At 61.1% G+C, this 24,002-nt stretch carries 21 protein-coding genes; 15 read left to right on the top strand and 6 right to left on the bottom strand.

The features are described 5' to 3' along the window. Positions 1-107 precede the first annotated feature (107 nt). Entirely contained in the window at positions 108-1,286 is a 1,179-nt protein-coding gene (locus B723_RS24720) for a hypothetical protein (protein WP_017339554.1), read from the bottom strand. A gap of 184 nt (positions 1,287-1,470) precedes the next feature. On the opposite strand from B723_RS24720, the gene B723_RS24715 reads away from it, so the two are divergent. From B723_RS24715 to B723_RS24685, 7 genes are all read left to right on the top strand, one after another. After that, positions 1,471-2,403, top strand: a complete 933-nt coding sequence (locus tag B723_RS24715; RefSeq protein WP_017339553.1) for a LysR substrate-binding domain-containing protein — start codon at positions 1,471-1,473, stop codon at positions 2,401-2,403. 210 nt (positions 2,404-2,613) lie between these two features. Beyond that, positions 2,614-4,038: an aldehyde dehydrogenase gene (aldA, locus tag B723_RS24710; protein ID WP_031319015.1), complete on the top strand. Its 1,425-nt coding sequence runs from the start codon at positions 2,614-2,616 to the stop codon at positions 4,036-4,038. A gap of 83 nt (positions 4,039-4,121) precedes the next feature. Then, a complete protein-coding gene (locus B723_RS24705; RefSeq protein ID WP_017339551.1) occupies positions 4,122-5,441 on the top strand; it encodes an MFS transporter in 1,320 nt (439 codons plus the stop codon). A 1-nt stretch (position 5,442) separates the two neighbouring features. Beyond that, positions 5,443-6,660, top strand: coding sequence for a mandelate racemase/muconate lactonizing enzyme family protein (locus B723_RS24700; protein WP_017339550.1), 1,218 nt, complete (start codon positions 5,443-5,445; stop codon positions 6,658-6,660). Between the two features lie 127 nt (positions 6,661-6,787). Continuing rightward, the gene (locus B723_RS24695; protein WP_017339549.1) at positions 6,788-8,395 is read left to right on the top strand and encodes a GMC family oxidoreductase; all 1,608 of its coding nucleotides are present in this window, start codon (positions 6,788-6,790) and stop codon (positions 8,393-8,395) included. Positions 8,396-8,507: 112 nt separating this feature from the next. After that, positions 8,508-8,915 (top strand): response regulator, encoded by a 408-nt coding sequence (locus B723_RS24690; protein WP_031319014.1) that lies wholly within the window; start codon positions 8,508-8,510, stop codon positions 8,913-8,915. A gap of 88 nt (positions 8,916-9,003) precedes the next feature. Next, positions 9,004-9,672, top strand: coding sequence for an HAD-IA family hydrolase (locus B723_RS24685; RefSeq protein WP_017339547.1), 669 nt, complete (start codon positions 9,004-9,006; stop codon positions 9,670-9,672). A gap of 25 nt (positions 9,673-9,697) precedes the next feature. On the opposite strand, the gene B723_RS24680 is transcribed toward B723_RS24685, so the two are convergent. Continuing rightward, a complete protein-coding gene (locus tag B723_RS24680; protein WP_017339546.1) occupies positions 9,698-10,357 on the bottom strand; it encodes a methyltransferase family protein in 660 nt (219 codons plus the stop codon). 67 nt (positions 10,358-10,424) lie between these two features. Then, positions 10,425-11,363 carry a GlxA family transcriptional regulator gene (locus B723_RS24675; RefSeq protein WP_017339545.1) on the bottom strand — a complete coding sequence of 313 codons (939 nt, stop codon included), beginning with the start codon at positions 11,361-11,363 and terminating at the stop codon, positions 10,425-10,427. Positions 11,364-11,485: 122 nt separating this feature from the next. On the opposite strand from B723_RS24675, the gene B723_RS24670 reads away from it, so the two are divergent. Next, a complete protein-coding gene (locus B723_RS24670; protein WP_017339544.1) occupies positions 11,486-12,277 on the top strand; it encodes an SDR family NAD(P)-dependent oxidoreductase in 792 nt (263 codons plus the stop codon). Between the two features lie 312 nt (positions 12,278-12,589). Continuing rightward, complete coding sequence (locus B723_RS24665) at positions 12,590-13,519, top strand: pyridoxal-phosphate dependent enzyme (protein WP_017339415.1); 930 nt, start codon at positions 12,590-12,592, stop codon at positions 13,517-13,519. Positions 13,520-13,588: 69 nt separating this feature from the next. On the opposite strand, the gene B723_RS24660 is transcribed toward B723_RS24665, so the two are convergent. Next, positions 13,589-13,906 carry a DUF2388 domain-containing protein gene (locus tag B723_RS24660; RefSeq protein WP_017339414.1) on the bottom strand — a complete coding sequence of 106 codons (318 nt, stop codon included), beginning with the start codon at positions 13,904-13,906 and terminating at the stop codon, positions 13,589-13,591. A gap of 396 nt (positions 13,907-14,302) precedes the next feature. Between B723_RS24660 and B723_RS24650 the strand changes: the two genes are divergently transcribed. From B723_RS24650 to B723_RS24635, 4 genes are all read left to right on the top strand, one after another. Further along, complete coding sequence (locus tag B723_RS24650) at positions 14,303-17,068, top strand: C2H2-type zinc finger protein (protein WP_031319003.1); 2,766 nt, start codon at positions 14,303-14,305, stop codon at positions 17,066-17,068. Between the two features lie 437 nt (positions 17,069-17,505). Next, complete coding sequence (locus B723_RS24645; protein ID WP_017339412.1) at positions 17,506-18,294, top strand: SDR family oxidoreductase; 789 nt, start codon at positions 17,506-17,508, stop codon at positions 18,292-18,294. Between the two features lie 24 nt (positions 18,295-18,318). Next, positions 18,319-19,428, top strand: coding sequence for an NAD(P)/FAD-dependent oxidoreductase (locus B723_RS24640; RefSeq protein ID WP_017339411.1), 1,110 nt, complete (start codon positions 18,319-18,321; stop codon positions 19,426-19,428). Between the two features lie 72 nt (positions 19,429-19,500). Continuing rightward, positions 19,501-20,094: a DinB family protein gene (locus tag B723_RS24635; protein WP_017339410.1), complete on the top strand. Its 594-nt coding sequence runs from the start codon at positions 19,501-19,503 to the stop codon at positions 20,092-20,094. Here B723_RS24635 and B723_RS24630 read toward each other — a convergent pair. Further along, positions 20,015-20,935, bottom strand: coding sequence for a LysR substrate-binding domain-containing protein (locus B723_RS24630; RefSeq protein WP_017339409.1), 921 nt, complete (start codon positions 20,933-20,935; stop codon positions 20,015-20,017). The genes B723_RS24635 and B723_RS24630 overlap by 80 nt on opposite strands. 235 nt (positions 20,936-21,170) lie before the next feature. Beyond that, on the bottom strand, positions 21,171-22,064 hold the full coding sequence (locus B723_RS24625) for a LysR substrate-binding domain-containing protein (protein WP_017339408.1): 894 nt from the start codon (positions 22,062-22,064) through the stop codon (positions 21,171-21,173). A 116-nt stretch (positions 22,065-22,180) separates the two neighbouring features. Between B723_RS24625 and B723_RS24620 the strand changes: the two genes are divergently transcribed. After that, on the top strand, positions 22,181-23,197 hold the full coding sequence (locus B723_RS24620) for an aldo/keto reductase (RefSeq protein ID WP_017339407.1): 1,017 nt from the start codon (positions 22,181-22,183) through the stop codon (positions 23,195-23,197). 2 nt (positions 23,198-23,199) lie between these two features. After that, positions 23,200-23,997 (top strand): SDR family NAD(P)-dependent oxidoreductase, encoded by a 798-nt coding sequence (locus B723_RS24615; RefSeq protein ID WP_017339406.1) that lies wholly within the window; start codon positions 23,200-23,202, stop codon positions 23,995-23,997. The last annotated feature ends 5 nt before the right edge of the window (positions 23,998-24,002 follow it).

Below are 24,002 nucleotides of genomic sequence, written 5' to 3'. Positions count from 1 at the left end.
TTCGGGCGGACGTCTTCGCGGGCAAGCCCGCTCCCACAAGGATCACCGAACCTGTGGAAGCGGGCTTGCCCGCGATGGCGTACTTAGAGGCGACAAAAAATCCTGGATCAGAAGTAATACCCAATGTTCATGTACAACTGATTCTCCCAATGATCAGTCCCGCCAGCGCCCAGGCTCTGGGTGTAGCTGCTGCCACCAATGTACGGATCATTCTTGCCATACAGCCACTCAGTCGCGATCCACAGTTTGCTGAAGGAAAACGAGGTACCGAGAATCATCCGTTGCGAGGTCTTGAACTCGTCGGCGGATTTGTCGAAGGCGCTGTAGTTGGCGTACAGCTTCACGCCGCTGATCTGGTCGAACAGGTACTTGCCGGCCACGTCATAACTCAGGTCCGCCACGTACAGGTTGCCGCGACTGGCGACGTTGTAGGTGCCGTCATAACCACCCAGCGTTACCACTTCATCAGTGCCGGCGTTGCGCGGCGACATCTGTTGCCGCGCCGCTTGCAATTGCACGCCCCACGGACCGTTCTTGCCCAGGTAGTGCACGGCCACGGCGTTGCGTCGGCCGTCGTTGTCGGTGTCCTTGTTTTCCAGGGTCGAGGTCAGGCCGGAGATCCCGACTTCCGATTTCCAGGGCCCCAGGTCCAGCGACTTGGCCACCCGTAGCACCACGGTGTTGCGTTCCTGGTTGTCGCTGCCATCGCCGACGTAGCTGTCGGCCCCGGACACCACGCTGGAGTAGGTCACGCCCTTGCTGGTGCCTTTGCCTTGCCACGCCGGGCGCAGGTAATAGCCGGCCTGGACGTTCCAGTCGCCACTTTGCTGGATGTACTTGGCGCCGATCTGCTGCACATCCTCAAGGCCGATGACGTTGCCCAGGGTTTCGTAGAAGGTGCTGCCGAAATAGGGCTGCAAACCGAATGGCACTGTGTTCAGGCCTACCTGTACTTGCTGGTCGGGGTTGAACTTGTAACCGGCCCACGCAAACTTGGCGAACTGAATATCACCGTAGTCCTTGGTGTACTGGTACGGGTAGGAGCGTCCGTAGAAACGGTACTGAGCCTCACCGATCCAGCTGTCGGAGTTGTACTTGGCGCTAAGGAACACGGTGTCCAGGCCGAACTTCTGGATGTCGCGGTCGGGGTCGTAATCCCAGCGTGCGCGAACGGCGCCGCCGAGGTCGAGGTTGTCGGTGACTTGTACCGCCATGGCGGGCGCGGCAAAGGTGCAGAGCAGAGCGAGGTACGACGGACTAAGGCGCAGGGAAGCAGGGAGGGGCATGGGTCAGCTCTCGTTTATTTTTATTAGAGATGCTGGCCAGTCTTGCCATCAGCGCTGCGTTGAACAAACGATAAAAAATGCGTCGAAACCTTCATCAAATGCATGTTACTGGGAAAATCCTGTAGGACAATTCATCGTCGGCGTGGGATGCTTTACGCCTTGTCATCCACCTTGAGAGCCTTCCATGAAACGCAAAATGCCCGGCCTCAACGCGCTGAAAGCCTTTGAAGTGGCCGGCAGCACGGGCAGCTTCACCCGCGCCGCCGAACTGTTGAACGTGACTCAGAGTGCGGTCAGTCGCCAGGTGCGGCAACTGGAGGAACAGCTCGACGAAAGCTTGCTGGAGCGCCGTCACCATCACCTTGAACTGACCAGCGCCGGGCGCATTCTGCTGCGGGCGCTGCATCAGTCCTTCGACAAGATCGAGCTGACGGTACGCAGCATCCAGCAGAAAACCCATTCCAATCGCCTGCACATCAACGCGCCGCCGACCTTTACCAATCGCTGGCTGATGCCGCGTCTGGGCCGGTTGCGCGAGAAGCATCCGGAGCTGGAACTGAGCATCACCACGCGCTTGCAGGACAGCCTTGCGGAAACCAGCACGCTGGATTGCGCGATCCGGTTCGGCGACGGGGAATGGGATGGCATGGACAGCTCCCTGCTGATTCAGGAGCGGCATATCGCGGTGTGCGCACCGACCTTGTATGCGCGGGAATGGAGCGAGCAGGGCATCGACCTCAATCGCCTGACGCTGCTGCACGTGCTCGCCCGGGAAGACCAGCGCTATCTGACCTGGAAACACTGGCTGGACGCGGCGCGCATCACCGGCGTCGATACCCAGGGCGGCTACGAGTTCGACTTGCTGGACCTGGCGATCCGCGCGGCCACCGACGGGTTGGGCATCACTATTGCCGACTGGCACATGGTCGCCCCGGAACTGGCCAGCGGGCAGTTGACCCAGGTGCTCAACGTGCATGTCGAAGGCCACCAGTCCTACTGGCTGGTGACCCGGCCGGAGCAGACGCAGATGCCGCAATTGCAGGTGTTCAGTCAGTGGTTGCAGGAGGAGATCTGGTTGGCGCAACGGCAGCTTGAACCCTCGACCGCTGCTCTCTGATCACCCTTGCCCGCGGTAACGATCTGTCAGTCAAAAAGAGGCTGATGTGCCGCCGCCATCGCGGGCAAGCCCTCTCCCGCAGGGTTCTGCGTCGACCTGGATATAACATTCTTTTTTTGAATGTTACATCGCTCAATAAATCGTTTGTTCAATGCCGGTCAGATGCCAAGACTGCATCTCACTGGATAAAAACAACGATGGGCGATGCACATGCGACTCGAGCGAAATTTTGTTAACGGCCACTTCATCGAACCCGCCAGCGAAGCGCTGATCGCGGTGTACAACCCCGCGACCGAAGCGCTGGTGGGCCATGTTTCAGCGGCCAATGCCGATGAAGCCACCGCCGCAGTCGAAGCGGCCGCTGCGGCACAGAAAGCCTGGGCCACACTCACCAGCATCGAGCGTGCCGAACACCTGCGTTCGCTTGCCGATGCACTCGATGCCGGTGCCGAGAACATCGGTAAAGCCTTGGCCGCCGAATCCGGCAAGAGCGTCGCTGACGCCAGCAACGAAGCCCGTTACGCCGCGCAGATCACCCGCTACCACGCCGAATGGGCGCGTCGTATCGAAGGCGAGATCATTCCCAGCGACGCCCCGAACGAAAGCCTGTTCCTGCACCGCGAGCCGATTGGCGTAGTCGCGTGCCTGATTCCGTTCAACTACCCGGTCTATACGTTGCTGCGCAAAATTGCCCCGGCGCTGATTGCCGGCAACACCGTGGTCGTGCGTCCAAGCAACAACACACCGACGTCCGCGTTCGAAATCGCCAAGGCTGTGCAGCAATCCACCATGCCTGCGGGCGTGATCAACATCCTGACCATGGACCACGCCACCGCCGCTGCCGTTTGCACGCACAAGGCCGTCGGCTTGATCACCCTGACCGGCAGCGTCAACGCCGGGCGTATCGTGCTCGATTACTGCAAGGCCAACATCGCCAAGCCGTCGCTGGAACTGGGCGGCAAGACCCCGGCGATCATCGAAGCCGATGCTGACCTTGAAGCCGCCGCCACAGCGATTGTTGCCTCCAAGACCACCCACTGCGGTCAGTTGTGCACGGCGGTGGAGCGGGTCTACGTGCAGGAAAGCATCTACGAGCCATTCCTCGCCTTGCTCAAAAGTAAAATCAGTGCCGTGACATTCGGCGACCGCGCCACCGACGCCAGTCGGATGGGGCCATTGGTCAACGCCAGTGCGCAGCAGAACATCCACGCCATGGTCGAGCGCGCCGTCGCCGCCGGTGCTGTACTGGAAACAGGCGGTTTTATTCCGCAGGGCAAAGGTCACTTCTACCCGCCGACCCTGCTCAGCGGCTGCCGTCAGGACATGGAAATCGTCCAGGAAGAAATCTTCGGTCCAGTGCTGCCGGTGCTCAAGTACCGCGACATCGACGAAGCGCTGGCCTTGGCCAACGACCATCAGTTTGGCCTGTCGTCGGTGCTGTACACCGAGAACTACCGCACCACGATGAAAGTCGCCAACGCCATTGAAGCCGGCGAGTTGTACGTCAATCGCACCCCGGCGGACCCGTACCAGGGCTTTCACGCCGGGTGGAAACGCTCGGGCCTGGGCGGCGATGACGGCAAGCACGGCATGCTCGAATTCACTCAGACCCGGCTTGTGGTCATGAAGTATTGATCCACCGGTAAAACGCCTCACGCTGCACCCATAAAAACAATTATCAGGGGCGCCCGGTCACCGGGCTGCCCGAGGTCACATCAATGTCCAAGCATGCATCCACTGCTGCCGCTGTTCAGGGTTCGAACGCGGGTTCAAAAAGCCACAGTGACAAGGGAAGTCGCTATGTCCAACTGATGCTCCTGGTGCTGGCCGCCGGTGCGATCTACCCGATCCTGTACCTGCGTCAGGTCTACCAGACCACCATGCTCGAGGTGTTCCAGATCAACCACAGCGAGCTGGGTTATCTGTACTCGATGCTCGGTACGATTTTCCTCCTGAGCTACTTGCCGAGCGGTTGGCTGGCCGACCGCATCGCCCCGCGTTTTCTGATTTTCTTCTCGCTGGTTGCTACCGGTGCATTGGGCCTTTGGTATTCCACTGCGCCGTCGCTGACCGGGCTGATGATCATCTTCGGTTGCTGGGGGCTGACCACCGGCCTGACGTTCTGGGCCTCGGTGCTCAAGCGCGTGAAGATGATCGCCCATCACACCGAGCAAGGCCGGTTCTTCGGCATCCTTGATGGCGGTCGCGGCCTGGTCGAAGCGTTGCTGGCGACCGTTGCGCTGGGGCTGTTTGCCTTCGCCACCGAAACCCGTGGCGAGTCGGCGGCGCAAGGCTTCAAGCACGTGGTTTACCTCTATGCCTTCACCTGTATCGCCATCGGCTGTGTGCTGGTGCTGATCAAGGACCCGAAGTCGATGGACAGCACCGCGGCGGTGGAGAAGGGCAAATACAACCTGCTCAGCGACCTGGCCACGCTGGTGAAAATCCCCGAGTTGTGGCTGGTGACGGCCATCGTGTTCTGCGGTTATCACATCTTCTGGGCCACCTACAGTTTCTCCGATTATCTGCAGGGCGGCGGCATGACCGCCGTCATGGCCGGCACCATCACGACCATCAAGTTGTGGATGCGCCCGATTGGCGGGATCGGCGGTGGCTGGCTCGGTGACAGGTTTTCCAACATTTCGGTGCTGATCGTGGCGCTGTTCCTCGCGACATTGGCGATGGTCGGCCTGATCGTGTTCCCGGCACTCAACAGCATGGGCCTGTTGATCGGCACGGTGATTTTCATCGGCCTGATGACCTACGCCATTCGCGGTTTGTACTGGGCGATCCTCGACACCTGCAACATCCCGCTGCGCATCACCGGCCTGGCAATCGGCATTGTCTCGGTGGTCGGTTATATGCCCGACGCGTTCATTCCCTTGATCAACGGCTACCTCACCGAGCATTTCCCCGGCGCTTTTGGTTACAAGCTGTATTTCGGCTACATCGCCTTCGTCGGCCTGCTCGGTACCCTGGCGGCCCTGACTCTGCGCGCTCGTATCAATCGTAAAACTTTCAATAAGACAGGTGCCTGAGATGAAAATCGTCGCCCTTGAAACCCATATCGTTGCTGTACCGCCACCGCACGTCGGCGGCATGTACTGGCTGTTCGTCAAACTCAAGACCGATTGCGGCATCGAAGGCGTGGGCGAAATCTACGCTGCGACCTTCGGCCCGAAAGCCATGCTGCCGATCATCGAAGACGTGTTCGAACGCTACCTGCTCAACCACGATCCGCACCACATCGAACGCTTCTTCCGTCAGGCCTATTCAAGCGGTTTCACCCAACGTCCGGACCTGACCATGATGGGCGTGGTCAGCGGTCTGGAGATGGCGTGCTGGGACATCATCGGCAAAGCGGCGAACAAGCCGGTGTATGAACTGCTGGGTGGCAAGGTCCACGAAAGGCTGCGTTCCTACACCTACCTGTACCCGGTCAACAGCAAGGGTGAGTACGACTACGACGACCCGGACCTGGCGGCCGAATGCGCCATCGAGAACATGAACAAAGGCTTCACCGCCGTGAAGTTCGACCCGGCCGGGCCATATACGGCGTACTCCGGGCACCAGATCTCGCTGGAGGTGCTGGATCGCTGCGAAACCTTCTGTCGCAAGATCCGCGAAGCGGTGGGCGACAAGTGCGATTTGCTGTTCGGCACCCACGGGCAAATGGTGCCGTCCTCGGCGATTCGCCTCGCCAAGCGCCTGGAAAAATACGATCCGCTGTGGTTCGAAGAGCCGGTGCCACCGGGCCAGGAAGAGGCCATGGCGCAAGTCGCGGCCAAGACCAGCATCCCGATTGCCACCGGCGAGCGGCTGACCACCAAATACGAATTCTTCAAGCTGTTGCAGGCGGGCGGTGCGTCGATCCTGCAGATGAACGTCGCCCGTTGTGGCGGTCTGCTGGAAGCGAAAAAGATCGCCAGCATGGCCGAGGCCTATTACGCGCAGATCGCACCGCACCTCTACAACGGGCCGATTGGCGCGGCGGCAAGTTTCCAGCTGGCCACCTGCACGCCGAACTTCCTGATCCAGGAAAGCATCATGACCTGGGGCGGTTTCCACGCCGAAGTCCTGACCAAGCCGTTGCAGTGGGAGGACGGCTACATCATTCCGTCCACCGAACCGGGGCTTGGCGTAGAGCTGAACATGGACGTGGTGCGCAAGCATTCGCCGTACACCGGTGAGCGTTTGCACCTGCAAATGGCGCCGACCCCGGCTGACGTCAAAGACTCATCGCCAGCCCGAGGCTGAAGATTTGCCGCCCATGGCAGGCACTGCGGGTGAACCCAGTCCCCGTGGGAGCAAGCTCGCCCCCCCAGGTTTTACGCCATACCTGCCGGGCGGTTTTTTTGTACAACGACTTACGCGGTAACCCTGCATGACATACGACTACATCATCGCTGGCGCTGGCGCCGCAGGTTGCATCCTCGCCAATCGGCTCTCGGCTTCGGGCAAACATTCGGTGCTCCTGCTGGAAGCGGGCGGCAAGGACAGTTCCCTGTGGTTCAAGGTCCCGGTCGGTTTTGCCAAAATGTATTACAACCCGACGTTCAACTGGATGTACTACAGCCAGCCGCAAAAGCAGCTGAACAACCGCGAAATCTATGCCCCGCGCGGCAAGGTCCAGGGCGGTTCGGGTTCGATCAACGCGATGATCTACGTCCGCGGCCAGGCCCATGACTTCGATGACTGGGCGGCCAACGGCAACGAGGGCTGGGGCTTCAAGGACGTGCTGCCCTACTTCCGCAAACTGGAAAACCATCCCCTGGGCGACAGCGAATACCACGGCGGCAGCGGCCCGATCAGCATCACGCCGATGAAAGGCCAGACCCATCCGATCTGCGACGTGTTTATCAAGGGCTGCGACGAACTCGGCTACCCGCACAGCGACGACTTCAACGGACCGACATTCGAAGGTTCGGGGATCTACGACGTCAACACCAAAAATGGCCAGCGCTGTTCCAGCAGCTTTGCGCATCTGCACCCGGCCTTGAGCCGGCCGAACCTAACCGTCGAGCATTTCGCCCTGGTGGATCGGGTGCTGTTCGACAACGGCCGGGCGACCGGTATATCGGTGACCCAGCACGGCGTGGTGCGCACCTTCACCGCCAGCAAGGAAGTCATTCTGTGTGCCGGTGCCGTGGACACACCCAAGATTCTGCAACTGTCCGGTGTCGCCGATCAGGCGCTGCTGGCCAGGCACAATATCGCGCTGGTCAAACACCTGCCGGCGGTGGGGCAGAATCTGCAGGATCACCTGTGCGCCAGTTATTACTACAAGGCCAACATCCCGACACTCAACGATCAACTGAGCTCGCTGTTCGGGCAATTCAAACTCGGCCTTAAATACCTGTTCACCCGCAAGGGCGCACTGGCGATGAGCGTCAATCAGGCCGGCGGCTTCTTTCGGGGTAGCGAGCAGCAGAGCCATCCGAACCTGCAGCTGTACTTCAACCCACTGTCGTACCAGATCCCGAAAAACAACAAGGCCAGCCTCAAGCCCGAACCATATTCAGGCTTCCTGCTGTGCTTCAACCCGTGCCGGCCGACCAGTCGCGGGCACATCGAGATCGCGTCGAAAAATCCCCGTGACGCGGCCTTGATCGACCCGAATTACCTGAGTACGCAAAAGGACATCGACGAGGTGATCCAGGGCAGCCGGCTGATGCGCAAGATCATGCAGGCACCGGCGCTCAAAGGCATCACGGTCGAAGAAGTGCTGCCGGGCCCGGTGGTCGAAACCGACGAGCAGATGCTGCAGTATTTCCGTGAAAACAGCGGTTCGATCTATCACCTGTGCGGTTCCTGCGCGATGGGTGCGGATGAACGGACTTCGGTGGTGGACAAGCGTTTGAAAGTCCACGGTATTGACGGGTTGCGCATTGTCGATGCGTCGATTTTCCCTAACGTGACGTCCGGCAATACCCATGCAGCGGTGCTGATGGTGGCGGAGAAGGGCGCCGATCTGATTCTGCAGGACGCCTGATTTTTTCACTTGCCTGTATCAAAAATGAATTTCCGCCGAGCCCGCTGCTCATACCTGTAAGCAGCGGGTTTGAGCCCGCGAAATCATTAGGCGATCAGGGAGTGGCAAAGTCATGTGTCCAGAATCGATGGCGGGCGAGCACCTTCCTGGCGGGTTGATTCTTGTGGTTGAGGATGACCCGTTGATCCTGGAGTTTCTCTGCGAAATTCTTCAGGAGGAGGGTTTCGTCGTTGAACCACAGGTCAGCGCGGATGCAGCCGCCAATTACCTGGAGCAGCACGCCGATGAGGTACGGTTGTTGCTCACGGACATCACCATGCCCGGCAAACTCAATGGCGCGGATCTGGCTAATCTGTTTGGCGACCGCTGGCCGGACAAGCCGATCATGATCATGTCCGGCTTCGAAACGCCGGAATCGTCCGGGGTGAGGCATCAGGTGTCCTTTATCAAGAAGCCTTGGGCGCTGGGACAATTGCTCGATGGCGTGGCAGCTGCATTTAAGCCGAAGACGGTGGGCTGAACATCAGCGCGCGGTTGAGCCCACCCCTCTCGCAAATGCTACATTGCTCGGCAAAACTCGCCTGGCTCTTGTAAAAGGACGCTCATCCTTGTCAGCTCAATATTCGGTTTTCAACAAACCTTATCGTGCCTTTCTGTTTGATATGGACGGCACCGTCCTCAACTCCATCGCCGCCGCCGAGCGCATCTGGACCACCTGGGCCTTGCGCCACGGGGTAGATGTCGACGCTTTTCTGCCGACCATTCATGGCGCCCGGGCCATCGACACGGTCAACCGCCAGGCCTTGCCGGGTGTCGATGCCGAAGCTGAGGCGGCGTGGATTACCCAGGCGGAAATCGAGGACGTCGAGGGGATTGTCGAGGTAGGCAGGGCGGCGGAGTTCCTGACGTCGCTGCCGGCCGGTCAGTGGGCGATCGTGACGTCTGCGCCCAGGGCACTGGCGCTGCGACGGATGGCGGCGGCGGGGATTCCGGAGCCTGCGGTGATGGTCACGGCGGAAGATGTCAGCGCGGGTAAACCCGATCCTGCGGGGTATCGATTGGCGGCCAGGCGGTTGGGCGTCGAAGTGACCGATTGCCTGATTTTCGAAGATGCCACGGTGGGCATTCTCGCGGCGGAGGCGGCGGGGGCAGACCTTGTGATCATCACCTCGACCCATGAACATCCGCTCGAGACGCCGCATGCGACGATGGTCAGTTATGAAGCGATCGCCTGCGGTGTCGACGGCGATGGCCGGATCCGTCTGCGATATTCGTAATCCCCCCATGTTGGAATGGGTTTGTTCAGTACACACCGGGTATCAACCGCCAGCTGCGGCTGCAATACGCCTCATATTCACTGCCAAACTGCGCCCGCAGCAGCGCTTCTTCCGAGTGAATGCGGGCGATCAGCGGGATCAACGTCAGCGCTGCCAGCAACAGGCCAACGCCTGAACGAAACGCCAGCGCCCAACCCACGGCATTGACTAACATCCCCAGATAACTGGGGTTGCGCAACGTTCGATAAATCCCGTCGGTGACCAGCCGGTGCCCCGGTTGAATCGCCACCAGCCCGCTGAAACGCTTGCCCAGCACAAACACCGGCCACAGGCGCAATACACCGCCGACGATGAACAGCAACGCCCCGAGCCAGCGCACGCCTTCACCGCCGAAGGTCCAAACGTCGATCCGGTCGGTGTAGGCCGGTAGAAAAGCGCTCACTGTCCCGATCACCCCGAAGGCCGGCAGCACCCAGCGATTGGCCCGGTCTTCCCGTTCGCCGGAGCTGAGATTGACCTCGGAGAACAGCGCCGCGATCGCCATCACCAGGGTCGCCAAGGCAACGACCACCAACGCCGAATGAGAGAAAAACGCCGCAAACGAGCCCATCCCCCACACGGCGAACCCAAGGTAGGCGAGGGTGCTCACGATGGCGAAAAACGCCAGTCTGGCCGAGATGTTCATCCGTACCTCCACACGCGAACCTGCCCCCTCATTGTAGGAGCTGCCGCAGGCTGCGCGGATAAACGCTTCAGGCCGAACGGGCGTTGCGCCGAATCACCTGGGGTGGCTGCCCGAACGCCCGAAGAAACGCTTCGCGCATGCGCCGGCGATCACTGAAGCCGGATTCGGCAGCGATCTGATCGAGGTTCAGTCGCCCGCGCTCCAGCATTTGTCGCGCCGCTTCCAGGCGCAGGTTTTCGATGGCCTTGGCCGGCGATTGTCCCGTTTCTGCCCGGAACGCCCGGCTGAACTGGCGCGGGCTGAGGCGCGCCACGTCCGCCAGTTGTTCCACCGACAACGCCTCGGCGAGGTGTTCCCGGGCGTAACCGAGCACGGTCTGGATGCGGTCGGATTTCGGCTCCAGTTCCAACAGCGCCGAATGCTGGGACTGGCCGCCCGCCCGCCGGTGGTACATCACCAGTTTCTGTGCCACGGAGCGCGCGAGCAGCGGGCCGTGATCCTTCTCGACCATCGCCAGCGCCAGGTCGATACCGGCCGTCATCCCGGCTGAAGTCCAGATCGAACCGTCAATCACGTAAATGCGGTCCTCTTCCACCTTGATCGATGGAAACCGTGCTTGCAGTTCCCTTGCATAAGCCCAGTGCGTGGTCGCCCGGCGCCCCTCAAGCAAACCGGCCTGGGCCAGGACAAACGCCCCGGAGCAAATCGACGCCGTGCGCCGCGCGGTTTTAACGCTGGCGCGCAGGTAATCCAGCACACCCTCGGGCGCCTGTTCGAGGATGGCATCGCCGCCGACCACGATCACCGTATCGAACACCCGCTCATCGAACGCCTGGGTGCCGACACTCAAACCGCCGGAAGCACGCAAGGTACGGCCGTCCTCGGACAGTACGCTGACGTCGTAAAGCGCTTCGCCGGCGCTGAAGTTGGCGTACTCGAACACCGGCATGGCCGCCAGCGCCATGGTCTGAAAACCCTCAAACACTACAAACGCCACGGAAGTCATCGATAGGCCCTCAATGGATATGTCCCAAAAGCGTACTTTAAACGTCATTTGAGACGAAGGTCAGTCAATTTATAACGGTCACACCCGGCGAACCTCTCGCCTCACTGTGAAGGACACTGAACATGGCTCTCTCATCCAAAGGCACCGCCCTCATCACGGGCGCCTCTTCCGGCATCGGCGCGGTCTATGCCGATCGTCTCGCGCGTCAGGGTTACGATCTGATTCTGGTCGCCCGCAGCCAGGCCAGGCTGAACGCCTTGGCCAATCACTTGAGCAACGAAACCGGTCGCGCCGTGGAAGTCGTCGCTGCCGATCTGAAAGACAAGGCCGATCTGCGCCGGGTCGAAGGGATTCTGCGCACCGACGCGAGCATCACCTTGCTGGTCAACAACGCCGGGGTCGGTGCTGTCATGCCGCTGCTGGGGAGCCCGGTGGATGACATGGAAGACATGATCACCCTGAATGTCACCGCACTGATGCGTTTGGCCTACGCGGTAGCGCCCGGGTTCGTCGCTCGTGGCAACGGCACCGTGATCAACATCTCCTCGATCGTGGCGATTGCCCCCGAGATTCTTAATGGCGTGTATGGCGGGACCAAGGCGTTCGTTCTGGGGTTGAGCCAATCCATGCACCATGAACTGGCCGACAAAGGCATTCGTATTCAGGCCGTATTGCCTGGCGCCACCGCCACCGATTTCTGGAGCGAGGCCGGCAACCCGGTGGAAAACCTGCCGCAGGAAATCGTCATGACCGCCGAGGACATGGTCGATGCGGCGCTGGCAGGGCTCGCGAATGGAGAGGTGGTGACTATTCCGGGTCTGCACGACGGCTCGCAATGGGATCGTCACGAAGCCCAGCGCCAAACCCTGTCGGGCTTGTTCGGCAACTCCATGGCGGCACCGCGTTATCGTTGAAACGGCAAGCTCGGGCCGCGGTGAACTAAGCTTGGATAAGGACCGTACAACACCGCAATATTGTTCACTTAAGAGTGTCTTGAATCAAAGGAAACTTGTGGCGAGGGAGCTTGCTCCCGCTTGAGTGCGTAGCACTCACAAAACTCGGCAATAGTTGTCAGATTTTTGGGGCCGCTACCCAGCCCAGCGCGAGCAAGCTCGCTCGCCACAAAGGTATGCACGATCCAAGAGCGCGCTTAAGTGAACAGCATTGCGCTCCACACCGATTCGTTGAACCACTCGACAAGTCGGTGTGCGACCGAGGAGCCCAACATGCTTCACATCAGAACTCCCCTTATCCTGCACCCGGGCTTGTCGACCCCCACTCGGCGGATCTGGCTCAAGCTGGAAAACCTGCAACCCAGCGGTTCGTTCAAGCTGCGTGGCATGGGGTTGTTGTGCAGCCAGGCAAAGGCCCAGGGCAAGCGCAAGGTGGTCTGTCCTTCGGGGGGCAACGCCGGTTTCGCCACCGCTGTCGCGGCGGCCAGCCTGGGGTTGCAAGCCTGCATCGTGGTGCCGCACACCACCCCGGAAAGCACCCGCGCGAGGATTCGCAAAACCGGTGCCGAAGTAATCGTTCACGGCAAGGTCTGGGACGACGCCAATCAACGGGCGAAGGAGCTTTCACAAGCGGCGGACACCGAATACGTGCCGGCCTTCGATCATCCGGTGTTGTGGGAAGGGCACAGCACGATGATCGATGAGATTCTCGAGGACTGCCCTCAAGTCGATACGCTGGTGACGTCGGTGGGGGGTGGTGGTTTGCTGGCGGGCCTGCTCACGGGATTGATTCGGCATGACCGCCTGGATTGCCGCATCGTCGCCTGCGAAACCGCGGGAGCGGCGTCTTTTTCGGCGGCGATCAAGGCCGGGCATCCCGTCAGGCTTTCGCGCATCGACACCGTGGCGACCTCCCTCGGCGCCGCTCAAGTGGCCGCCTGGCCGGTGCAGCACATCCTCGATTTCCCTCACCAATGCGTGGTGCTCGGCGATGACGAAGCGATCATGGGCGTGGTGCGTTACGCCAATGACCTGCGTCAGCTGGTGGAGCCGGCGTGCGGTGTTTCATTGGCCATCGGCTATCTGGACCACCCGGCAATCGCCGATGCCCATGATGTGGTGATCGTGGTGTGTGGTGGCATCAGCATCAGCGTACAACTCGTTGCCGGATGGGCGCGTTCATCCGCTACAAGCGCAAAGTAGCCGCAAAGCAAAGCAGGGCCGTTAACACCTGTCCAGGTGTTACAGGCCCCACCGCGCCCGTTTCAGCCCTCATTGCCCGGCAGCGGCACTGTCCTGGATCAGAATGGCTCTGGCGAGGTCTTCGTCACTGGCGTTCAGCCCGGGATTGTCCTGGCGAATCTGCTTCATGACCGATTCCAGATACACGCCTCGAATCGCACCGCCGCTGGCCACGAAGCTGGAGGCGTCATCCCGGGCGGGAATCATGAGTTTGTCGTCCTTGAAGGTCGAGTACAGCGAAGCGGAAACCCCGGCGGAGGTGGCGACATCGCCCGCATCCACTTTCGCGAAAGCCGAGCCGAAGGGTAAGCACAACACAAGGGAAGAGATGATGATCAGACGGCGCATGACGGTGTCCTCCGAAAGCGTGAAGCGTAAAGGAAGTACCACACAGTTTAGGATATGCAGCGACGGTCAGGAGTTCCTTGCAGCACAAACTATCACTTCAACCAGCAGCCTTGGATCCGCGAGCCGGACCTCGCCGCACGCGCGGGACATCCATATGCGACGGCTCGGGAAACAGAGTCCCGGCCAAGGCTATGCTGGCCAACTCGGGCTCAAGTTGTTCGACATCCGCGGCGTTCAACACCTGCTGCGCAATGCCCAGCGAACGGCGCAACGCGAAGCCCGGCATTCATTGAGAAAGCGCAACAGCAGGGCATCAACCGAAGCAGGCGCGCCCAGTTGAAAGACCTGTCATTTGTGTCAGTAGCCGCCATCAACGCCGCATGTTATTCAATAGGCATGAACAGCCTCCGCATCGACAATGGCACGCCCGATCTCGCAGTCTTTGACCCGCGAGGCTTGGCAGTGTGCGCGGTGGCTTACTACCGTTCGGTCGCGGGACAGCCGGTGCAGCCGCAGATCACCCGGCGGGTGTTCGACCCGTTGGGCCGTGAAGTCGAGCGCTTCGATCCGCGATTGTGGGCCGAGCAGCGTGGGCCGAATCGAACCTCCGTCCGCGCATTGTCTAGCACCGAGTTGCTCAACGTCAGCGTTGATTCGGGCTGGACTCTGTTGCTGTTCGGCCCGGCGGGGCAGCGGCTGCAACGCTGGAACAGTCGCAGCAGCCAGCAACGCGACTACGATGTGCAATTACGTCCGGTCGCCGTCACCGAACAACTCGAGGACGAAACCCCGCGGGTGGTCGAACGCTTCCAGTACGGCGGCCCCGGCGGCAGCACTCGCAACCAGTGCGGCAAGTTGATCCGCCACGACGACCCGAGCACTACCCGGCACATGCTCGACTATGATCTGCGCGGCCAACCGTTGCTGGAGAGCAGCCACTTTCTGACGTCGCTGGATCCGTTGCACTGGCCGCTGGAGATCGACGCGCGCAATGCCTTGCTCGAACCGGCGCCCGGCCTCGACAGTCGCTGGACCTACGACGCCTTGGGCGAGGTTGCGACGCAAACCGATGCCATGCTCAATCGCCGGCGGTTCAGCCGCACCTGCGCCGGGCAATTGCGCGCCGTTTCCTTGCAGCGCCAAGGTGCAGGCGAGGTGACGCTGGTCAGCGATCTCGGCTACAGCGCCGGGGGGCTGGTCGAGCAGGAAACGGCAGGCAACGGCGTGATTACCCGTGCCGAGTTCAGTCCGGACGACGCGCGTCTGCTGCGCTTGAGCGCCGGCCTGCCCAACCAACCCTTGCTGCAAAACCTGCTTTACACCTACGACCCGGTTGGCAACCCGCTGCAAATCGACGACCAGGCCAAAGCCACCACCCATTTCAAAAACCAGCGCATCGACCCCGTCAGCACCTACATCTATGACAGCCTGTACCGCCTGACCCGCGCCACCGGCCGCGAAGTCTACCGCGCCGCCAACGACCCGAACGCGCTGGTCAACTACCGCGAAGAATACGATTACGACGCCAGCGGCAACCTGCTGGAACTGCGCCACCTCGGTGCGCAACCCTTCACCCGGCGTTGGGCGGTGGACGCGGCCAGCAACCGTCGGGTGATCGCGTACGACGGCGATCCAGCGCCGGATTTCCCCCGCGAATTCGACGGTAACGGCAATCAGCTTCATTTGCTGCGGGGGCAAGCGATGGGTTGGGATGCGCGCAACCAGCTGAGCCAGGTGTCCCCGGTCACCCGTGAAGACGGCCCGGACGACTGTGAACTGTATCGCTACGGCGGCGGTGGCAAGCGCCTGCGCAAGGTACGTTGCGCACTGGCCTCACACCGCAGCTTGATCGCCGACGTACGTTACTTGCCGGGGCTGGAAATCCACCGCGCCGCCAATGGCGCCGAACGGCATGTGCTGGAGATCGAGGCCGGGCGCAACACGGTGCGGCTGCGGCATTGGGTCGGCACTCCCCCGACTGGCGTCGACAACAACCATTTGAGTTACAGCGTCAGCGATCACCTGCGTTCCAGCCAACTGGAACTTGACGAAGAGGGTGCAGTGATCAGTGAGGAAGGCTATTTGCCGTTTGGTGGTCGGGCGTGGTGGGTGGCCCATCACGCCGCCAAGGCGTCGTACAAGACCACGGGTTACTCGGGCAAGGAATGCGACGTGACCGGGTTGAGTTACTACGGTTATCGCTATTACGCGCCGTGGCAACACGGCTGGCTCAACCCGGACCCGGCGGGAGAGGTGGACGGGTTGAACCGGTACTGTTTTGTCGGGAACTCGCCGATGCGATATGCCGATGCTGATGGGCGGATGATGGATGACACCTTGGATCAATTCATCAGTAATTTGAAATACAACCCCGGGGGAGATGACCAAACGGTGATGGAACTTGTGGTGGGGTTATCTGGGCACGTGAGCGAGAACGTGATCGATCCAACCGCATTTCTCCAAACGTTAACGAGCAACCCTGCGGACGATGGGCCTCGGGTGAGAAGCCTTGCCGAGGAGCTGAGCCGCTCCGGGCAAGCGGCCTCCCAAACGCAGGCATTGCCTGCTCAGTTCCCGGGATACGTATCTGCATCTGCCCTTCCCGGTACGGCATATGAGACCGGCGCGGAGCAGGCGCACGACGGGAATATACGGTTCAGCTGTCAGCATTGCCCGAAAGGGTTTAAGAGAAAACATAATTTTGATATGCACATGCGAACCCACACGGGAGAAAAGCCTTTCAATTGCTTGGTTTGCAAAAAAAGTTTTGCGCTCAAAAGGCATTTGACGAGACATATGCTAAGCCACACCGGAGAAAAGCCGTACCACTGTGAGACTTGCGGCAAAGATTTTGCGCGAAACGATGCTTTGACGAGCCACAGACGAACTCACAACGGAGAAAAGCCGTACGTCTGCAAGTTTTGCCATCAAGGTTTTGCAACAAATGGTGCTTTGACGAGCCACAGACGAACTCACACCGGAGAAAAGCCGTACGTCTGCGAGTTTTGCCATCAAGGTTTTGCAGAAAGTACTACTTTGACGCGCCACAGACGAACACACACCCTGGAAAAGCCTTATGACTGCTCGAGTTGCTATATGTGTTTTGCGGATTCCAATAGCAGGAATAATCATCAGCGGCGCAAACATGGTGCTCTGGAATAGCCATATTCGAATGAAGTCAGTTTGCCCCAGACTTTTCGCTCACCGCGAAAACCGCTTCCAATATTCCCGCGGTGAACCCTCGGTCTGTGCTGAAACATGAGGCGTACCCCATCACTAAGCTCCAAGGTGCTGCCTTCATTAGCGTTACCTTTCATTTGTGTCAGTAATGGCATGTTATTCAACCCGCATGAACAGTCTCCGCGTCGACAAGGGCACGCCCGATCTTGCAGTCTTTGACCCGCGAGGCTTGGCAGTGTGCGCGGTGGCTTACTGCCGTTCTGTCGCGGGACAACCGGTGTTTTTTTGCCTGCGCGTTGCCCCCGTTTCCACTCGTGATAATCCGGAACAATTGAATTGCCGGGGCAGGGCTGTTTCCCCTCGGCTCCGTCCCGCGCACGGTGGTAACGTAGGGCGCTCGAACCGTCGGGAGCATCGTCATGGAATTGGGAATATCGGGTCGCTGGGCGATCGTCTGCGCCGCCAGCAAGGGCTTGGGGCTGGCCTGTGCGCGTGCCTTGGCGAAAGAGGGCGTGAACCTGGTGATCAACGCTCGCGGCAACGACACTTTGCAGGCTGCCGCCGTTGAATTGCGCAGCCTGGCGCCGACCATCGAAGTGCGCACGGTCGCCGGCGACATCAGCGAGCCGGCCGTGCGTGAGCAAGTATTGGCGGCGTGTCCGCAAGTGGACATCCTGATCAACAACGCGGGTGGCCCACCGCCGGGTGACTTCCGTGACTGGCAACGTGAGGACTGGTTGAAGGCGCTGGATGCCAACATGCTCACGCCCATCGAGCTGATCAAGGCTTGCGTCGATGGCATGGCCGAGCGCGGTTTCGGACGCGTCGTCAACATCACCTCCGGCGCGGTGAAGGCGCCGATCGATGTGCTCGGTCTGTCCAACGGCGCCCGCAGCGGCCTGACCGGTTTCATCGCCGGACTCGCGCGTCAGTCGCAGTTGGCGGGGAACAACGTCACGATCAACAATCTGCTGCCCGGCCCGTTCGAGACCGAGCGCCTGCACAAGACCCTGAGTGCTGCCGCCGAGGCCAATGGCGCCAGCGTCGAGCACATCAGTGCGCAGCGGCGCAAAAACGTGCCAGCCCAACGCTTTGGCCAGCCCGATGAGTTCGGCGCCTATTGCGCGTTCATTTGCAGCGCCCAGGCGGGTTTTCTCACCGGGCAAAACCTGTTGCTGGACGGCGGCAGTTATCCCGGCACGTTTTGATCGTTGCAAAGGAGCGCAGGGCAGGTGAGCGTCGATATCGAATGCGTCGTGGTCGGGGCCGGCGTGGTCGGGCTGGCGGTGGCCAGAGCGTTGGCCCGGAGCGGGCGCGAAGTGATGCTGGTCGAAGCCGGCGAAGGCATCGGCGTGGGCATCAGTTCGCGCAACTCGGAAGTGATCCACGCCGGCATCTATTACCCGAGCGACAGCCTCAAGGCGCAATTGTGCGTGGAAGGCAAACAACGTCTATATGCCTTTTGTGATGATCGCGGCGTCGGCTATCAGCGACTGGGCAAGCTCATCGTCGCCACTGATGATCACCAGCGCGGGGCGTTGCAGAAGTTGCTGGAGCAGGGCGTCCGCAACGGTGTCGATGACTTGCAATGGCTGGACGCCAATCAGGCTCGCGAACTTGAACCGGCGCTGTCCTGCGTCGCCGCGCTCTGGTCGCCTTCCACCGGAATCGTCGATTCCCATGCCCTGATGCTGGCGCTTCAGGCGGACGCCGAGGCCGCCGGAGCCTCGATGGCATTTCATACGCCGCTGGCATCGGCGCGGTGCAGCGAACACGGTTTCCAGTTGCACATGGGCGGCGTCCAGCCGATGACCTTGAGCTGTCGTGAGTTGATCAACTGCGCCGGGTTGTCCGCACCGGAAGTGGCGAGCCGCATTGAAGGCTTGTCGTCGCTGCACGTTCCATTGGCTCGTTTGTGCAAGGGCAGTTATTTCAGTTTCAGCGGTCGCGCGCCGTTCCGGCGTCTGGTTTATCCGGCACCGGAAAGTGCCGGGCTGGGGGTGCACATGACCCTCGATCTTGGCGGTCAGGCGCGTTTCGGACCGGATGTGGAGTGGATCGACCACATCGATTACCGCGTCGATCCGCGCCGTGCCGAGGGTTTCTACGAGGCGATCCGGCGTTACTGGCCGGCCCTGCCCGATGACAGGCTGCAACCGGCCTACAGCGGCATCCGTCCGAAAATCACCGGCCCGACAGAACCCGCCTCCGACTTCATCATCAGCGGCCCCGACGACCATGGCGTGCCCGGACTGGTCAATCTGTTCGGCATCGAATCACCGGGGCTGACCAGTTGCCTGGCGCTGGCCAGGCGGGTAACGCAGGCTCTGAGCGACCGATGATCAGCGTTTGAGCTGCCCCCGCGAGATGAGGGCTATGCTTTGCAGTGCGCCCATTGCAATGGGAGACCTGCGATGATCAACGTACGCACGGCCCGCATGCTGGCCGATTACAAACGCTGGGCCAATCAGCGCCTCTTTGACAGCCTGGCCGATTTGCCGCCGGGCGAGGTCAACAAAGCGCGGGTCTCGGTGTTCAAGAACATGATCGGTACCCTCAACCACATCTACGTGGTGGACTGCATCTGGCAGGCTCACCTCGAAGGCCGGGGGCACGGCTTCAAGACTTCCCACGATCTGCTGCATCCCGACCTTGCCGACCTGCGCATGGCGCAAAAGGACATCGATCATTGGTACTGCAACTGGAGCGACCGGCAAACCGAGGCGTCGCTGGATAAACCTGTCGAGTTCACGTTTGTCTCGGGCGAAAGCGGGACCATGAGCGCTGGCGCGATGTTGCTGCACGTGGTCAATCACGCCAGCTATCACCGTGGCTGGGTGATCCAGATGTACTTCGACATTCCGGCCATGCCGCCGATGACAGACCTGCCGATTTTCCTGCGCGAGACCGACCCGGGCTTCAACGCGGTCAATGCCCCGGCAGTGGCGCCGACATGTGTTGGGCAATTCTCGAGCGCAACCAACGTTCTGCCGGATCGTTATCGTTGACCCCGTTCCACACCATCGACAACTCGGACAGGTTGATGTCAAACGGCGGGTCATCTGCCCGCAACTGGCTGCTGCCTTCGATCAACGCACAGGCGGCGTAGTCCGGCACCGTGGCGAGCATGTCAGTGCCGGCCAGCAGGGCGCGCAGGCCGGCGAACTGCGGCACCGCCAGCACCACGCGGCGTGAGCGGCCAATACGCGCCAGATCGTTGTCGATCGCGCCGGTCAGGTCCCCGGAAAACGACACCAGCGCATGCGGCCGGTCACAGTAGTCATCCAGCGTCAGGGCGCCGGGACGGTTGTCGCCGCGCAGGATCTTCACGCTCAGATCGCGCAGTTTCTTGCGTTTGGCGTTGGCCGGCAGTTCCGTGGTGTAGCTGATCCCGACGGAAATCTCGCCGCTGGCGAGCATCGACGACATCAGCAGGAAATTCACTCGCCGCACGACGACCACAACGTTCTGCGCCTCTTCGCGGATTTGCTTGAGCAGCGGCGGAAACAGGCCGAACTCGGCGTCGTCGGACAGGCCGATGCGGAACACGTCGCGGCTGGTGGCCGGGTCGAAATCCTTGGCCCGGCTGACCGCACCGGAGATGGTGTCCATCGCCGGCTGCAATTCCTTGAGAATCTGCAGCGCGCGCTGGGTCGGTTCCAGCACACGACCGTTGCGCACCAGCAGCGGGTCATCGAACAGATCGCGCAACTTGGCCAGTGAAGCACTGACGGCAGGTTGGCCGAGGAACAGCTTTTCCCCGGCCCGGGTCAGGTTCTTTTCGAACATCAGGGTTTCGAAAATCACCAGCAGGTTCATGTCCACGCGGCGCAGGTCGTTGCGGTTCATGGCGGGGCTACTCGCAGGGCTTCGGGGTTTACTCAGTAAAGCACCGAACTCCCGGGGCAGGAGCCGCACGCCTTTGTCATGACAGGATTACTGTGGCGAGGGAGCTTGCTCCCGCTCGGCTGCGCAGCAGTCGTAAAACCTGCATGCGCGGTTTGTCAGAACTGACCATCGTCGCCTGATTGGGGCCGCTTCGCGACCCAGCGGGAGCAAGCTCCCTCGCCACACGGATGGTGGTTTAGCTGACGGGCTCGGTCAGCACCTTCCTGAACGTCTCCACCAACGGCCGCAAATTGATCCGGTGCCACGCTGCCCACAGCGGCGTGGTGAACGCAATCCACGGCACTTCCCGCAGCACCACGCCCGGTGGCGCATTGCGGCTCAAGCCTTTCTGAATCATCGCGATGCCCAGCCCCGACGCCACCAGCCCCAGTGCGGTGAAGGGTTCAGTGGCCTCCATGCGGATGTCCGGGGTGAAACCGGCGCGGATGCAGGCACTGACGAAGTCTTCGCGGCTGGCGCAGTTCTGTCGGTGTTGCACACCGATCCATTCCTGGTCGGACAGGTCTTCCGGGCCCAGTGTCGCTTGATGGGCGAGGGGATGATGCTCGGGCAGCGCCAACAGCATCGGGTCGTCGAGCACCTGAAAACCCAGCAAGTCCGGATCGTCGGCGACGGGCGGTTCGCTGACCAACGCGATATCGAGGCTACGCTGACGCAGGCCTTCGAGTTGTTCGGCGGAGCTGAGGTTGTACAGCGCGACGTGCACGTTGGGCCGGTCCACCCGCAACACCCGCAAGGCATTCGGCAGGACGCCGGCGTGCATGGCGTTTTCGATGTAGCCGATGCACAGGCCGCCTTCTTCGCCACGACCGAGGCGTTTGCCGAGGGATTCCAGGCGATTGGCGTGGGTCAGCAGGGCGCGGGTTTCGGCGAGAAAGGTCTGGCCGTCGCGGGTCAGCCGAATGCGTTGCTGGCTGCGCTCGAACAGGGTCAGGCCCAGCCGTTCTTCGAGCTGGGCGATCTGCCGGCTCAGGGGCGACTGGGAAATGTGCAGGCGCTCGGCGGCGCGACCGACGTGTTCTTCCTCGGCGACGGCCACGAAGTAGCGCAATTGGCGGATGTCGATCATGTCAGACCTATAGGGACTCAAGTGCTGCGCATTATGTCTTGGACGGTCCGATCCTCGCAATCTAGGATTGGCTCATCGGTCACCTGACTGACCACTGACATCGAGAGGATTCATACATGAGCTTGAAAGACAAACTGCCCGGCGCGCTGGGTTTCGGCACTGCCCCCCTGGGCAATATGTTCCGCGCCATCCCGGAAGAAGAGGCGATGGCCACCGTACACGCCGCCTGGGATGCTGGCGTGCGTTATTTCGATACCGCGCCGTTTTACGGCTCGGGCCTGTCGGAGATTCGCCTCGGCGCCGCGCTGGCTCGCTACAACCGTGACGACTACGTACTGAGCAGCAAGGTCGGCCGGGTGATTCTCGACGAAATCGAAGACGCCGCTGCCCGGGATCTGGGCGAGAAGAGCGGGGTGTTCGAGCACGGTCGCCCGAACAGGATCGTCAACGACTACAGCGCCGACGCGACGATGCATTCCATCGAAGACAGCCTCGAGCGTCTGCAAACCGATCGCCTGGACATCGTCTGGGTGCATGATATCGCGCAGGACTTCTACGGCGATCAATGGCTGGAGTACTTCAACCAGGCCCGCACCGGCGCGTTCAAGGTACTGACCCGTTTGCGTGAAGAAGGCGTAATCAAAGGCTGGGGCCTGGGAGTGAACAAGGTTGAGCCGTGCGAACTGACCCTTGATCTGACCGAAGCCCAACCGGACGGTTTTCTGCTGGCGGGGCGCTATACGCTGCTGGATCACGATCGTGCCCTGCAACGTTTGATGGACGCTGCCTTGGCACAAAATGTCGAGATCGTGGTCGGTGGCCCTTACAGCTCGGGCATTCTGGCCGGCGGCGCGCACTTCGAATACCAGAAGGCCAGCCCGGCGATCATCCAGAAAGTCGAGCAGATCAAACGCATCGCGGCGGCCCACGGCGTCGACATCAAGGCCGCTGCATTGCAATTCTCCCTGGCCAATCCTGCCGTCGCGGCGGTGATTCCGGGGTCCAGCCGTCCGGACCGGATTGCTGAAGATGTGGCTGCGTTGTCGGCAGTCATTCCCGCTGCGTTCTGGCAAGCGATGCGCGAAGCGAAGCTGGTGTCTGAACGCGCTCCATTGCCTGTCACAGGAGTTTGAACATGAAGATCGATCTGACTGGAAAACTCGCCATTGTCAGCGGCAGCACCGCCGGCATTGGCCTGGGCATCAGCAAGGCACTGGCCGAGTCCGGCGCCACGGTGGTGGTGATCGGACGCGAAACCGCCAAGGTCGAGCAAGCGCTGGCGAGCATTCGCCAGAGCGTGCCGGGTGCGCAACTGCGAGGCCTGACCGCCGACCTCGGCACCGCCGAAGGCGCCGAGCAATTGTTCGCCGCCGAGCCGCGTGCCGACATCCTGGTCAACAACCTCGGCATCTTTAACGAGGTGGATTTCTTCGACACCCCGGACAGCGAGTGGACGCGCTTCTACGAGGTCAACGTGATCTCCGGTGTACGCCTGTCACGGCATTACGTGCCGGACATGGTCAAGCAGGGCTGGGGGCGGGTGATCTTCCTGTCCTCGGAATCCGGGATCGCGATCCCGGCCGACATGCTCAACTATGGTGTGACCAAAAGCGCTAACCTCGCCGTGTCCCACGGGCTGGCCAAGCGGCTGGCGGGCACTGGCGTGACCGTCAACGCGATCCTGCCCGGCCCGACGTTGACCGATGGCCTGGAGCAGATGCTCAAGGACGCCACGACCGAATCGGGGCGCAGTGTCCGGGAAGAAGCCGACGCCTTCGTGCGCAAGGCCCGGCCGACCTCGATTATCCAGCGCGTGGCGAATGTCGAGGAAGTCGCCAACCTGGTGGCCTACATCGCGTCGCCGCTGTCGTCGGCAACAACCGGTGCAGCCCTTAGAGTTGACGGCGGCGTCGTCGACAGCATGGCGATCTGAAATTT

This window comes from Pseudomonas fluorescens NCIMB 11764 (genome assembly GCF_000293885.2).
GTDB classification, from domain to species: Bacteria; Pseudomonadota; Gammaproteobacteria; order Pseudomonadales; family Pseudomonadaceae; genus Aquipseudomonas; species Aquipseudomonas fluorescens_B.
Note: the sequence above shows the minus strand (reverse complement) of the source record. Positions and strands in the feature narration are given on the sequence as shown.

Excerpts from the sequence above, each read along its gene's own strand:
- B723_RS24690 (WP_031319014.1), top strand. The coding sequence starts at position 8,508 with ATGTGTCCAGAATCGATGGCGGGCGAGCACCTTCCTGGCGGGTTGATT.
- B723_RS24665 (WP_017339415.1), top strand. The coding sequence starts at position 12,590 with ATGCTTCACATCAGAACTCCCCTTATCCTGCACCCGGGCTTGTCGACC.
- B723_RS24650 (WP_031319003.1), top strand. The coding sequence starts at position 14,303 with ATGAACAGCCTCCGCATCGACAATGGCACGCCCGATCTCGCAGTCTTT.
- B723_RS24635 (WP_017339410.1), top strand. The coding sequence starts at position 19,501 with ATGATCAACGTACGCACGGCCCGCATGCTGGCCGATTACAAACGCTGG.
- B723_RS24715 (WP_017339553.1), top strand. The coding sequence starts at position 1,471 with ATGAAACGCAAAATGCCCGGCCTCAACGCGCTGAAAGCCTTTGAAGTG.
- B723_RS24695 (WP_017339549.1), top strand. The coding sequence starts at position 6,788 with ATGACATACGACTACATCATCGCTGGCGCTGGCGCCGCAGGTTGCATC.
- B723_RS24620 (WP_017339407.1), top strand. The coding sequence starts at position 22,181 with ATGAGCTTGAAAGACAAACTGCCCGGCGCGCTGGGTTTCGGCACTGCC.
- B723_RS24675 (WP_017339545.1), bottom strand. The coding sequence starts at position 11,363 with ATGACTTCCGTGGCGTTTGTAGTGTTTGAGGGTTTTCAGACCATGGCG.
- B723_RS24645 (WP_017339412.1), top strand. The coding sequence starts at position 17,506 with ATGGAATTGGGAATATCGGGTCGCTGGGCGATCGTCTGCGCCGCCAGC.
- B723_RS24615 (WP_017339406.1), top strand. The coding sequence starts at position 23,200 with ATGAAGATCGATCTGACTGGAAAACTCGCCATTGTCAGCGGCAGCACC.
- B723_RS24700 (WP_017339550.1), top strand. The coding sequence starts at position 5,443 with ATGAAAATCGTCGCCCTTGAAACCCATATCGTTGCTGTACCGCCACCG.
- B723_RS24720 (WP_017339554.1), bottom strand. The coding sequence starts at position 1,286 with ATGCCCCTCCCTGCTTCCCTGCGCCTTAGTCCGTCGTACCTCGCTCTG.
- B723_RS24680 (WP_017339546.1), bottom strand. The coding sequence starts at position 10,357 with ATGAACATCTCGGCCAGACTGGCGTTTTTCGCCATCGTGAGCACCCTC.
- B723_RS24705 (WP_017339551.1), top strand. The coding sequence starts at position 4,122 with ATGTCCAAGCATGCATCCACTGCTGCCGCTGTTCAGGGTTCGAACGCG.
- B723_RS24630 (WP_017339409.1), bottom strand. The coding sequence starts at position 20,935 with ATGAACCGCAACGACCTGCGCCGCGTGGACATGAACCTGCTGGTGATT.
- B723_RS24670 (WP_017339544.1), top strand. The coding sequence starts at position 11,486 with ATGGCTCTCTCATCCAAAGGCACCGCCCTCATCACGGGCGCCTCTTCC.
- aldA (WP_031319015.1), top strand. The coding sequence starts at position 2,614 with ATGCGACTCGAGCGAAATTTTGTTAACGGCCACTTCATCGAACCCGCC.
- B723_RS24625 (WP_017339408.1), bottom strand. The coding sequence starts at position 22,064 with ATGATCGACATCCGCCAATTGCGCTACTTCGTGGCCGTCGCCGAGGAA.
- B723_RS24660 (WP_017339414.1), bottom strand. The coding sequence starts at position 13,906 with ATGCGCCGTCTGATCATCATCTCTTCCCTTGTGTTGTGCTTACCCTTC.